The organism is Methanimicrococcus stummii, from assembly GCF_032594435.1.
Classification (GTDB): Archaea; Halobacteriota; Methanosarcinia; order Methanosarcinales; family Methanosarcinaceae; genus Methanimicrococcus; species Methanimicrococcus stummii.
The window spans coordinates 749292-762556 of sequence record NZ_CP131062.1 but is presented as its reverse complement, the minus strand read 5'-3'; the positions used below and the strand labels follow the sequence as shown (position 1 = coordinate 762556).

The 13265-nt window shown below is 38.7% G+C and carries 8 protein-coding genes, 2 tRNA genes and 1 CRISPR repeat array; of the genes, 8 read left to right on the top strand and 2 right to left on the bottom strand.

Annotation, left to right across the window (positions count from 1 at the left end; all coding sequences use genetic code 11):
- The first annotated feature begins 16 nt into the window (after positions 1–16).
- The 5 genes from csn2 (at position 17) to MmiEs2_RS03695 (ending at position 8151) form a co-directional block, all read left to right on the top strand.
- Entirely contained in the window at positions 17–709 is a 693-nt protein-coding gene (gene csn2, locus MmiEs2_RS03715; RefSeq protein WP_316560085.1) for a type II-A CRISPR-associated protein Csn2, read from the top strand.
- 20 nt (positions 710–729) lie between these two features.
- Positions 730–4595: direct repeats of the CRISPR family, unit length 36 nt; unit sequence GTTTGAGAGTGTTGTTAAATCAGAGGTCTCCAAATC.
- A gap of 149 nt (positions 4596–4744) precedes the next feature.
- Positions 4745–5416: a nicotinamide riboside transporter PnuC gene (gene pnuC, locus MmiEs2_RS03710; RefSeq protein ID WP_316560084.1), complete on the top strand. Its 672-nt coding sequence runs from the start codon at positions 4745–4747 to the stop codon at positions 5414–5416.
- Entirely contained in the window at positions 5409–6341 is a 933-nt protein-coding gene (nadR, locus tag MmiEs2_RS03705) for a multifunctional transcriptional regulator/nicotinamide-nucleotide adenylyltransferase/ribosylnicotinamide kinase NadR (RefSeq protein ID WP_316560083.1), read from the top strand. The genes pnuC and nadR overlap by 8 nt, the downstream gene beginning before the upstream one ends.
- A 148-nt stretch (positions 6342–6489) precedes the next feature.
- A complete protein-coding gene (locus MmiEs2_RS03700; RefSeq protein WP_316560082.1) occupies positions 6490–6768 on the top strand; it encodes an ACT domain-containing protein in 279 nt (92 codons plus the stop codon).
- A gap of 21 nt (positions 6769–6789) precedes the next feature.
- Entirely contained in the window at positions 6790–8151 is a 1362-nt protein-coding gene (locus MmiEs2_RS03695) for a PFL family protein (RefSeq protein ID WP_316560081.1), read from the top strand.
- A gap of 275 nt (positions 8152–8426) precedes the next feature.
- On the opposite strand, the gene MmiEs2_RS03690 is transcribed toward MmiEs2_RS03695, so the two are convergent.
- The gene (locus MmiEs2_RS03690; RefSeq protein WP_316560080.1) at positions 8427–8789 is read right to left on the bottom strand and encodes an MreA family transcriptional regulator; all 363 of its coding nucleotides are present in this window, start codon (positions 8787–8789) and stop codon (positions 8427–8429) included.
- Positions 8790–9394: 605 nt separating this feature from the next.
- A tRNA-Ile gene (locus MmiEs2_RS03685) sits at positions 9395–9471 on the bottom strand.
- A gap of 245 nt (positions 9472–9716) precedes the next feature.
- Between MmiEs2_RS03685 and MmiEs2_RS03680 the strand changes: the two genes are divergently transcribed.
- The 3 genes from MmiEs2_RS03680 (at position 9717) to MmiEs2_RS03670 (ending at position 13216) form a co-directional block, all read left to right on the top strand.
- Positions 9717–9788, top strand: a tRNA-Ala gene (locus MmiEs2_RS03680).
- A gap of 383 nt (positions 9789–10171) precedes the next feature.
- Complete coding sequence (locus MmiEs2_RS03675) at positions 10172–10528, top strand: response regulator (protein ID WP_316560079.1); 357 nt, start codon at positions 10172–10174, stop codon at positions 10526–10528.
- Between the two features lie 369 nt (positions 10529–10897).
- Positions 10898–13216 carry a DNA topoisomerase I gene (locus MmiEs2_RS03670; protein WP_316560078.1) on the top strand — a complete coding sequence of 773 codons (2319 nt, stop codon included), beginning with the start codon at positions 10898–10900 and terminating at the stop codon, positions 13214–13216.
- Positions 13217–13265: the final 49 nt, after the last annotated feature.

Sequence of the window (13265 nt, the reverse complement as noted above, 5' to 3'; positions counted from 1 at the left end):
AAAAAGAGGGATTACGATGCTTTTGTCATACTATGAATTTGATGAACCGATTTCATTTCAAGATGGGGTTATTAATATTTTAGTCATTGAAAATCCGGCCTATATGACCAAAATAATAAAAGAACTCTTGCCATCCTCTGATGAAATCAGTCGTTTTGAGCTTTATGAAAATGATGCGGCCTTTTCAATCTCAGATTATGTTGATGTTATTGTAAATCCTTTTTCTATAAATCTAAACGAAAGAGATATTTTGAATAAACTGTATGCTGCAATGAAAAAAGATGCGTTGGATGAAGAACTGTTCTTAAGTACAAACTCTTTTCTTTCTGAAATCGAAACAAACATTCATAAAATCATTGAAAGACAACAAAGTTTATTGGAACTGGACACTCCGGATCTTATCGGTTTATTTAAAGTGCTGAATGTTCGTTTTTCGGTTTCGGGCTCATTAGTTGAAAACATTTGTGATTATATGGATATTTGTTCCGAATATCGAAAAACAAAATTATTTATTTTTACCAATTTAAAATCTTTTTTAACAGAACTTGAAATTATTCAATTATACACCCATATAAACTACCATAAAAGAAATGTTTTGTTTATTGAAAATCAACAAAGATCAATGTTAGAATTTGAAATAACACGTATAATTGATGAAAATCTTTGTGAAATACCCATTTTAGGACACAATGATAACGATATTTATTAAATACTATAACAACATTTGAGGTTTGAGAGTGTTGTTAAATCAGAGGTCTCCAAATCTTACGAAAAGCAACGAAAAACGAGGGATAAGTTTGAGAGTGTTGTTAAATCAGAGGTCTCCAAATCTTTTAACGCCGCGTTCAGATACGGGCTGACGTTTGAGAGTGTTGTTAAATCAGAGGTCTCCAAATCAAACTGACCGTCCACGGAAATAAACGCGCTGTTTGAGAGTGTTGTTAAATCAGAGGTCTCCAAATCCGACTTTAAGCCCAAGCTGGACGGATTGGAGTTTGAGAGTGTTGTTAAATCAGAGGTCTCCAAATCAAAAGCCTGCTGGCCTGTTTCATACCGCGCGTTTGAGAGTGTTGTTAAATCAGAGGTCTCCAAATCGCTTTATTCTCTTTAAGATTCTTCAATTATGTTTGAGAGTGTTGTTAAATCAGAGGTCTCCAAATCTACTTTGCTAATAATTACGCCCGAATCTATGTTTGAGAGTGTTGTTAAATCAGAGGTCTCCAAATCTAAAATATGTATCATTGTAAATGCAATATTGTTTGAGAGTGTTGTTAAATCAGAGGTCTCCAAATCTCTCCAAACACCAAAATTTTCATTTTTCCGTTTGAGAGTGTTGTTAAATCAGAGGTCTCCAAATCCAACGTGGGGCGACAACATGACAGAATACGGTTTGAGAGTGTTGTTAAATCAGAGGTCTCCAAATCACAGATGTCATTCAATGTCCGGAAAACGGTGTTTGAGAGTGTTGTTAAATCAGAGGTCTCCAAATCGCCATGATTTTCTTTTTGCCGGTTTATCCGGTTTGAGAGTGTTGTTAAATCAGAGGTCTCCAAATCACAAATTGAACCTTGACGGATCCGGAGAAGGTTTGAGAGTGTTGTTAAATCAGAGGTCTCCAAATCATGTTTATATTGTAGTAGACGGTTTTCACCGTTTGAGAGTGTTGTTAAATCAGAGGTCTCCAAATCTAGTAGCTTCTTCCAATACATTAGTATCAAGTTTGAGAGTGTTGTTAAATCAGAGGTCTCCAAATCCGTGGTCGTGTAAACGTCCTGTGACGGTGTGTTTGAGAGTGTTGTTAAATCAGAGGTCTCCAAATCAATATATCAGATTTAATTCGTGTTCTTTGGGTTTGAGAGTGTTGTTAAATCAGAGGTCTCCAAATCCGGAAGCGTTCGGCTTCGCTGAGGACGCCCGTTTGAGAGTGTTGTTAAATCAGAGGTCTCCAAATCCCGACTTGACGGAATACACGACTTATGAAAGTTTGAGAGTGTTGTTAAATCAGAGGTCTCCAAATCGAATGACCAATTGCGGCGCAAACACAGCGCGTTTGAGAGTGTTGTTAAATCAGAGGTCTCCAAATCTGCGCCTTGTAAAAGGGCGTCGAGCCATGAGTTTGAGAGTGTTGTTAAATCAGAGGTCTCCAAATCATAGCGGTTATCATTACTTTACTTTTGTCAGTTTGAGAGTGTTGTTAAATCAGAGGTCTCCAAATCCAAAAACCGTTATCAAGACGGCAAACTACAGTTTGAGAGTGTTGTTAAATCAGAGGTCTCCAAATCACACAGCGGCCGAAATCACAAATTACAGAAGTTTGAGAGTGTTGTTAAATCAGAGGTCTCCAAATCAAGTTGAGGAAACCACAGTTGCCCGAGTGAGTTTGAGAGTGTTGTTAAATCAGAGGTCTCCAAATCCATCAAAAACGACCACGTCAAGGGCTTCTTGTTTGAGAGTGTTGTTAAATCAGAGGTCTCCAAATCATTGGATTCTTTTTTACTGCCGCCAAAAAGGTTTGAGAGTGTTGTTAAATCAGAGGTCTCCAAATCGCACCCGTCGCAACTGCCAACGGCGGCACCGTTTGAGAGTGTTGTTAAATCAGAGGTCTCCAAATCGGGCTGTAATTCCTTTTTTGTAGTTAAATGGTTTGAGAGTGTTGTTAAATCAGAGGTCTCCAAATCTTCGGAAAATGAGTCGTGGCGAGGACTTCGGTTTGAGAGTGTTGTTAAATCAGAGGTCTCCAAATCAATCTTCTTCTCGAATAGGTTTATCTCTATGTTTGAGAGTGTTGTTAAATCAGAGGTCTCCAAATCTTTAGAGAATGGTGATAATGTATTCTGTTGGTTTGAGAGTGTTGTTAAATCAGAGGTCTCCAAATCAGTATGCAATTCCTATCGGAATGAAGTTTTGTTTGAGAGTGTTGTTAAATCAGAGGTCTCCAAATCGGTCGAACTGGCGTGTTGTCGTGCTGGGGTGTTTGAGAGTGTTGTTAAATCAGAGGTCTCCAAATCGTTTGTAAATAATTTCATGTCAAATTCTTGGTTTGAGAGTGTTGTTAAATCAGAGGTCTCCAAATCCGGTTAACCCGGTTCCGCAATATCGCGCCCGTTTGAGAGTGTTGTTAAATCAGAGGTCTCCAAATCTACCGCAACACGAATCTTCGTTTTCTTCTTGTTTGAGAGTGTTGTTAAATCAGAGGTCTCCAAATCAAAATGACAAGATTTTGCGTTACTTGCGGTGTTTGAGAGTGTTGTTAAATCAGAGGTCTCCAAATCTCCATTTTAGCGGACTGAATGCCTTTTTTGGTTTGAGAGTGTTGTTAAATCAGAGGTCTCCAAATCGCAATCGGAGACGAAACAAGCACCGAGTTTGTTTGAGAGTGTTGTTAAATCAGAGGTCTCCAAATCGTAATTGAATACATTAAAATGGAAGTTACTGTTTGAGAGTGTTGTTAAATCAGAGGTCTCCAAATCCCATCACGTCTTCATTTTCGTGCGTGATATTGTTTGAGAGTGTTGTTAAATCAGAGGTCTCCAAATCGGTTAAAATTTCAGTTTCTTTTTTCTTCATGTTTGAGAGTGTTGTTAAATCAGAGGTCTCCAAATCTAATTGGTCTCAAACTGTTGATCAAAGATTCGTTTGAGAGTGTTGTTAAATCAGAGGTCTCCAAATCGCATCAAGTGTGGTAAAATCGCTATCTGTTGTTTGAGAGTGTTGTTAAATCAGAGGTCTCCAAATCAATTGTAAACATTGTTTGAACCTTGTTTACGTTTGAGAGTGTTGTTAAATCAGAGGTCTCCAAATCAATTGAATTTGAATTAACTAATTCAACATCGTTTGAGAGTGTTGTTAAATCAGAGGTCTCCAAATCCTGTAAAATCGTTATCTCGCTGGCTCATAAGTTTGAGAGTGTTGTTAAATCAGAGGTCTCCAAATCTTGCAGAAAGCACTGCATCCCTTTTCTTTTGTTTGAGAGTGTTGTTAAATCAGAGGTCTCCAAATCTGTGTAAAAAGTCAATTATTCTCACGACTTGTTTGAGAGTGTTGTTAAATCAGAGGTCTCCAAATCTATGAAGAACTTGAAACCGAACGCGAAAAAGTTTGAGAGTGTTGTTAAATCAGAGGTCTCCAAATCAAAAACTCTTTACGCTAGCGGAAATGAACGGTTTGAGAGTGTTGTTAAATCAGAGGTCTCCAAATCGAGTCCAAGAAGAATAACATTTTTTACACAGTTTGAGAGTGTTGTTAAATCAGAGGTCTCCAAATCTTATCGTTTTTCTTTGATTTTGTAATTTAGGTTTGAGAGTGTTGTTAAATCAGAGGTCTCCAAATCTAAAAACCTGCAACAGCATAGCTTTATTCAGTTTGAGAGTGTTGTTAAATCAGAGGTCTCCAAATCTCATGTCTGTTTTAGAGGTCTGCGCCGCTTCGTTTGAGAGTGTTGTTAAATCAGAGGTCTCCAAATCTGTTTCTGTTCCGTTCGCGGCGAGTTTATAGTTTGAGAGTGTTGTTAAATCAGAGGTCTCCAAATCGATATATATTCATCATAAACGTTTGTAGTTGTTTGAGAGTGTTGTTAAATCAGAGGTATGTCACATTTAGAAAACGTGAGGTGCCGAATCAGTTCGGTTTAAGAATATTGTTTAATCAGAAAATCTCTTCATCTCTAAACTCCCAACAATCCGTCAATTTCAATCAAAACATTTTTGAAACACCTGCTAAAATTGTATAATGTCTTGGTGATTAAATGGCAAAATTTGAATTGAATAGTATCTTAAAAAATTGGTCAATTTTTGAAATATCGTGGCTTGTTGTATTTTTCATAATCGGGATTATCTTAAACATTGTTTGGGAAAGCGATTTTGTATCAACTCTTGCATTCATTACAGGCATTTTTTGCGTCGTTTTGGCTGCAAAAGGAAGTATATGGAATTACGCATTTGGTTTAATCAATTGCATTACATACGCTTATGTCGCTTTTCATTCCTTATTGTATGGAGAAGTCATACTCAATTTATTGTATTATCTTCCGATGCAATTTATCGGCATTCATTTGTGGATGCGAAATACAACAACCGATAAACGCATTCAAATGAAAGAATTAACACTTTCAAAACAAATCGGATTATTTGCAATAACAATTATTTGCGTTATATTATTTCAGCAATTTTTAATTATGCTGGGAAGCACATATACCGGACTTGACAGCATAACGACGGTCGTTTCGGTTGTTGCTCAAATTTTAATGGCGCTTCGTTATAAAGAACAATGGTTATTATGGATCATCGTTAACATAATATCCATTATTATGTGGACACTTGCAGGAAATCCGATTATGGTTTTAATGTGGACCGCATATCTTATTAACGCAGTATACGGATATTATAACTGGAATAAAGGAGCAAAATTAAATGTATGATGTCGGACTGTTTGCGGGGAAATTTTCGCCGCCGCATATTGGGCACATAAATGCGATTTTGAACGCGGGAACATTATGCAAAAAATTGTATGTCGTTGTTTCCCATCATGAAAAGCTTGAATTTGAAATGTATGAAAAGACAGGATTTTCTGCGCCGACACTTCAGCAAAAAATGAAATGGCTGAGCAAAGAATTAAATGAGCTTCAGCATATTTCTGTAATCGGGCTTGATGAAAGCAACATTCCGGAATATCCGAACGGTTGGAAAGAATGGAGCTCTTTATTAAACGATGCCGTTCCTGAAAAATTTGACGTTATTTTCGGCGGTGAGCCGCAATATGCAGCAGAAGGATATACAAAATATTTCCCGGATGTTAAATATGAACTCTATGACACGGAAAGGAAAACTTATCCGGTCAGCGCAACGAAAATTCGTAATGATCCGTACCAAAATTGGGATTTTATTATTCCGTCGGCAAGAGAGTATTTTGTAAAGCGTATTTTATTAACCGGAACCGAAAGCTGCGGTAAATCGACAATGACAAAAATGTTGTCTTTGTTGTATAATACGAATTATGTTCAAGAAGAAGGCCGATATTATTCTCAGCGGTATTTCGGCGGAAATGATGCGGCATACGAATCGTCAGATTTTATCAACATTGGAATGGAACAAATTCTTGCGGAAAAGAAAGGAATTGAAACGGCAAATAAATTATTATTTATTGATACCGACTCTATTGTCACAGAGTTTTACAGTAAAATGTATACCGGCGAAATAAAACCGGAATTAATTCATTTTCGCCATTTGTCCGATTATGATTTAATTTTGTATTTTGAACCCGATGTTGAATGGGTTGCGGACGGATACAGATTTAATGATTGCGATGATACACGAATGCAATTGAATACGGAATTGAAAAAATAGTATGAAACGGACATAAATTTCAATAAAGACAAATTCATAATTATCTCCGGAAATTATAACGAAAGACTTCAAAAATGTATTTCTTCAATTAATAAATTAAAACAAAAAATAAATTATCTTTAATTATAAATTTTAAGGACCAAATCCCATGAAAACAGACCGTTTTGTTATTACAGTCATCGGTGTTGACACAGTCGGCATTGTCGCAGGCGTGACGCGCATCATGTCCGATTTCGGCGTGAACATTATCGACATTCGTCAAACGCTTATGGAAGACATTTTTACAATGCTTATGATCGGCGAAGTCAAAAGTGAAAATTTCGTTTTGAAAGATTTTCAGGAAAAGATGAACGAAGCCGGACAAGAGCTGAAAGTTGAAATCCGCGTTCAGCATGAAGATGTTTTCAGATACATGCACCGCATTTAATTGGCGTTCGGAAGTGAATTTATGTATTTGACGTCTGAAGAAATATTGGAAACCATTGAAATGGTCCGGATGGAAAATTTGGATATCCGAACCGTGACGATGGGAATCAGTTTGAGAGATTGTTCCAATCCCGATATTGATGTTTTTAATCAAAATATTTATGAAAAAATTGTCGGAAAAGCCGAGAATTTGGTCGGCACGGCCGAGGCTGTTGAAGACCTTTACGGCATTCCGATTATTAATAAGCGCATTTCCGTAACGCCGATTGCAATTGCGGCGGAAGCTTGTGTGAGTCCCGATTTTGTGTCCGTTGCCAAAACTTTGGATCGGGCGGCCAAAGAAGTCGGCGTCAATTTCATCGGCGGCTTCAGCGCTTTGGTTCAGAAGGGAATGACAAACGGTGACCGCCGTTTGATTGAATCGATTCCGAGAGCGCTTGCCGAAACCGAACGTGTCTGCTCTTCCATTAATTTGGCAAGTTCGAAAGCCGGCATCAATATGGATGCGGTTGCTTTGATGGGCAATGTGATTAAGGACGCGGCAAAGCTGACGGCGGACGCTGACAGCATCGGCTGCGCCAAGTTGGTCGTCTTTGCCAACGCGCCTGATGATAATCCGTTCATGGCCGGCGCATTTCACGGTGTCGGCGAGGCGGAATGCGTAATTAACGCGGGTGTCAGCGGCCCCGGTGTCGTCAATGCGGCGCTTCGAAAACTCAAAAATCCGTCTTTTGGGGAGATTTCTGAAGAAATTAAGAAAACCGCTTTTAAAATCACCCGCATGGGCGAAATGGCGGCGCGTGAGGTTTCTCAAAGACTTAACGTTGAGTTCGGTGTTGTTGATATTTCTTTGGCGCCGACACCGGCTGTTGGCGACAGCGTGGCGGAGATCCTGGAAGCGATGGGACTTGAACGCTGCGGAACGCACGGAACGACGGCGGCTCTGGCGCTTTTAAACGACGCGGTTAAGAAAGGCGGCGCAATGGCGTCTTCCTCTGTCGGCGGTCTCAGCGGCGCTTTCATTCCGGTCAGCGAGGATGCGGGCATGATCCGCGCCGTCAACGACGGCGCTTTATCGCTTGAAAAGTTAGAAGCGATGACCTGCGTCTGCTCCGTCGGCTTGGACATGATTGCGGTTCCGGGAAATACGTCCGCGTCAACGATTTCGGCAATTATCGCCGATGAAATGGCCATCGGCGTCATTAACAAAAAAACGACGGCCGTTCGCATTATTCCTGCCGTCGGTAAAAAAGTCGGTGATTCCGTTGAATTCGGCGGCCTTTTGGGCGCGGCGCCTGTCATGAATGTTTCGGATTTCAGTTCCGAAGAATTTATAAAACGCGGCGGCAGAATCCCTGCACCGATTCAATCTTTAACAAATTGATTTACGAATTGAATTGATTTTTAATCAATTCTTTTCCTGTTTTTGATAAAAGTAAGTTTTTGATAAAAGTAAAAAAATCATCTATTTTTTTAATTCAATATTTTCAAGCGAAGTTTTGACAACGTTTTCGGATATTGAATTATAAAAATAAACCGTTGAATTTAAAAAATAAATTGCGGTTTTTTGAAAAAACAAAGAAAAGAAACTGTTTTTCAAAAAATTTAATTTTTTATTGTTTTGAATTGGAAAAGAAAAAACAAAAGAATTAAGAAAAATTAAGAAATTTTCTTTAATTCTTCAATGTTTCTCAAAATCATTTTTCTTTCTTCAAGGATGTTTTCCTCAATCTTTTCAATGATTTTGTCCATCGGAACAGTCAGCTTGTAAAATTTCACAGGTCTGCCTTTACCGTTGTCTCTTTTTTCTTCTCTGATCTCAATCCAATTATTATTTTTAAGATAACGCATGGCGATGCTGACTTCAGGCTGTCTGAGGCCGGATGACATTTCAATGGAATGGGATGTCAATTCTTTTCCGTCAGATAAGCAGGCCAATGTTTTTGCAACAGGTCTGCTGATGTCTAATTTTCTCAGCAGGTCTACCATTTCGGAATCTTTGCTAATATATTGTTCACTCATTATAGTTCCTCATTTAAGCTCGTTTCGTTTTTTTTCGTTTTTAGACGTTTTTACAGCGAAGCTGTTTTTGATAATTAAAGAATGTCAGGAATTTTGATTCAAAAAATAAACATATCAATTTTCTTTGACAAATATAATTATCAGGTTATAATATTTATTCTTATTTATTAGAATTAAATCCTAATAACGAAATTATAATATCTCTTTGAATTGCCTGAAATTAATATATGATTGCGCCGGCATCTGATTATTTATTTTATGTCAGCCGGACACATATATATTATATATTTTTTATAATTCCAAACAGTTCTCTAAAACGAATTGATTATATTTTAAATTTATCGATTAATATTTAAAACATATTTTATAGTTCATTTATTATTTCGAGATATTTTGAAATAATTTATTGAATGTTAAACGGTCAAAAACAGTCAATTTAATTCTTAAGTTTTATTTATTTAAATATTTTTTTATTTAAGAATTTTAACAATTAAAAAATAAACCTTGAATTTAAGTAAATTTTCAAGACACAGAATAAGCATCAATAGAAGAATAAAATATTCATTACTCGATTCAAATTATTCAAAAAAGACGTTAATGATTTATGGTGGGCCCGCTGCGATTCGAACGCAGGACCTTACGGTTATCAGCCGTACGCTCCACCAGGCTAAGCTACGGGCCCTAATTGTTTTGTTGCTGCTCGTGAGACAACAATCCTCTAATATGTATTGTGATATTTAAAGGTTTTGCCATATGCCGTTTCTTTGATTTTTCGATTGACCGAAAGTCTTCTTCCAAATCGACAATTATTTATAGAAATTATTCCTTGTGTTACATCCGCAAGCAGTCTGCACAATTCGTTTTGAATCGGGCGGCTGTGACAGCGTTAATTTTGTTTGATTTTATCATCATATTTGTATTTTCATTGGGCTGGTAGATCAGCGGAAGATCGCTACCTTGGCATGGTAGAGGCCTCGGGTTCAATTCCCGATCAGTCCATCGCTATTGTTTTTATTTTTTAATGGCTGAGCTTAACGTTTAATCATTTTTTCGATTTAATTTTCTATTTCTTGGTTTTTGTTTTATTGTTGTTTTTTTTATTTTTGATTGAATTTTATTAGTTTTGTCTTAATTTTTGAGTTTAATTTTAAACGGTTTATTTTTCAAAATAATTCTCTATCCCCTCAACGAAGTTATTTTATATTTGAGCGCATTTTTTAATGCAATTCAATGAATTTCAAATTCAGCGAATAGTTTATAATCTATTCTATGATAGGTATCATATAATCTCATTTGGTAAAGATGGGACTAAAAACATGGTCGGTTCCTATGTTTTAGTTTAGTGTATGATTCAGTTTGGTTATTTATGAGAGTGATTTATTATGCAAAAAAAAGTACTGGTTGTCGATGATGAGGATTTGCTTCGTGACCTTCTTGTTCAAACGATTCAAAACTCCGGATATGCTGTCGAACAGGCAAAAGACGGCGAAAGCGCAGTTGAGCTTTATAAAAAATTCAGCCCCGACATTGTCATTATGGATATTGTCATGCCAAACATAGACGGCATTCAGGCAACCGAAAAGATTTTACAATACGATTCGGATGCCGTTATTGTCGCTTTAACCTCATTCTCTTCGGCAAAAGGCGACGACATTTTGAAAGCCGGCGTCAAAGAAGTCATCGGAAAGCCCATTAAAAGCGCCGATTTGGTTGAAATTATTAAAAAACACCTCGGATAATTTTTCCGACGCGCATTTTTTAAATTATTAAAAACGCTGTGAATTAAACGATTATTTTTAAAATAATCTTTAATCACTTTCACAGGTTTTACGGTTTTTCTGTTTTTCAGGGTTGTTTGTTTTTCAAGGTTGGTTGGTTTTTTCAATTTTTGTTGTTTTTACATTTTTTATTCAATCACCTGTTTTTTTGGTGATCGTTGTCTTTTCTTGTATTTTTTTAATTTATTTTATATGAAAAGTAGTTTCAAAAAAATATAAATAACAAAGTTTTCCATTCTAACCATTCAAAATGAAATAATGCTGTAAGTGTCTGATCCGGGCATTTGTTTGAAATTCCCGGAAATTAATTTTCATTCATCGGAGTTCTAAATGTATCTGATTATTACGGAAAAGGATACGGCTGCCAAGCGTATTGCCGCAATCCTTTCGGAGAATAAAGTTAAAAAAGTTCGCTACCCCAAATTGGGTATTGAGACGTATGAGTTTACTTATAATGATGATCACACGGTCGTCATGGGTTTGAGCGGACACGTTGTCGGAATTGATTTTCCGAGCGAATACAACAACTGGCAAAAGAATTTGGCCAGAGATTTAATTGACGCTGAAATCATACCGATTTCAACGAATAAAAAAATCGTAACGGCGCTGAAAGTCATCGGCAAGAAAGCCGATCTTGTCACAATCGCAACTGACTACGATCGTGAAGGAGAATTGATCGGCGTTGAAGCGTTGACGCTGGTTCAGTCCGTCAATCCTGACATTAAGTTCAACCGCGCGCTTTACAGTGCGATTACACCGAAAGACATCACGCATGCGTTTGAAAATTTAACAACCGTGAATTTTGATTTGGCGGATGCCGGTCACGCGCGCGAAGTGATTGACTTGGTTTGGGGCGCAGCACTCACGCGCTACATCTCGCTTTGCGCCGGCCGTCTCGGAAAACTCTTTTTGTCTGTCGGGCGCGTTCAGTCGCCGACGCTCGCCTTGATTGTCGAACGCGAAAAAGAGCGTGAAGCGTTCATTCCGGTTCAATATTGGGAAATCGAAACAACGCTTGAAACAAAATCCAATGAATCGTTTATCGCGGAATACCACACGAACCGCATTTTTGAAAAAGAAATCGCCGAGCGCGTTTATTCAAATGTCGTTGTCGGCAATGACGCGAAAATCAAAAGCATTGAAGCAAAAAAGCGCAAAGAAAAACCGCCGATTCCTTTCAATACGACCGAATTTTATGTCGCGGCCAACGCTGTCGGCATTTCCGTTAACAACGCGAAACGCATGTACCAAACGCTTTACGAAGCCGGTTATTTGTCTTATCCGAGAACGGACAGCACGATTTATCCGGAAAGCTTGGAATTGCGTTCGCTCATTGAAATGTTCGTCGGCACCGAATTTGACACGTACGCGAAAGCATTGCTTAAAATCGCTGACAAAGACGGTTTAAAGCCGACGCAGGGCAAAAAGGAAGACCCGGCTCACCCGCCGATTCACCCTGTCGCGCCGGCGAAGCGCACTGACATGAAAGAGGACGAATGGAAGATTTACGAATTGGTTGTCCGCCGCTTCTTCGCGACATTTGCCGGCGAAGCCGAGTGGGACACCATGAAAGTTGAAATCGATATCAACAGCGAAGAATTCAAGAGCAACGGCTCGCGCTTAACGGAGGAAGGCTGGCGCTGGTATTATCCGTACAATAAGCCCGAAGACCGCGTTTTGCCGCATTTGGAAGAAGGCGGCTTGCTTAAAATTACGCACAAAGAATTATTTGATAAAGAAACGCAGCCGCCGAGCCGTTACGGTCAGGGCCGTTTGATTCGTATCATGGATGATATGGGCATCGGAACAAAAGCGACGCGCGCCGACATTATTAATAAGCTTGTTTCTCGTTATTATGTTCACGGCAATCCGCTTCAGCCGACGAATATGGCTTATTCCGTTATTGATACGCTTGAGCAGTACGCGCCGACAATCGTGAAGCCGGATATGACCAAACAGCTGGAAGCTGACATGGATAAAATTTCAGAAGGTCAGATTTCGGAAGCAATCGTTTTAAAAGAATCTCGTGAAATGCTGAACAACATTTTCGACGAGCTTGAAAAGAATCACGAAGATATCGGCCGTTCTTTACAGTCCGGTCTTCGCGAGGATAAAATCGTCGGCAAATGCCAGCGCTGCGGCTCGGATTTGATTATTCGAAAATCGAAGAAGGGATCTCGCTTTATCGGCTGCAGCGGCTACCCTGACTGTGACTTTTCGCTTCCGGTTCCGCGAACGGGACAGGTCGTTGTGACGGATAAAATGTGTGACGATCACCAAATGTATAAAATTAAAATCATCACGGAAGGCAAACGCCCGTGGGAACTCGGCTGCCCGCATTGCAATTTTATCGAATGGCAGAAAAAGGTTGAGGAGGATGAGAAAAACGGCATTGTCGCCGAGACATCCGCCGAACGCGCCAAACGAATCCGAAAAGAAAAGGCGGCGGCAAAAGCAGAAAGAGAGGCGAAAGCCGCGAATCCGACGGAACTTTCAGATATTAAAGGACTCGGAACGGCTTCACTTGAAAAATTAAACGATGCCGGCGTTATGACTTTATCAGATTTGGCATCGGCCGATTCCGGAAAATTGGCGAAAGAAACCGGCATCAGTTTGAAGAATATTGAAAAATGGAAAGAAGTTTTGTGATTTTTTGAAAACTTTTTTTTGTTTTTCTTTTTCTTGTTTTTTATATTTT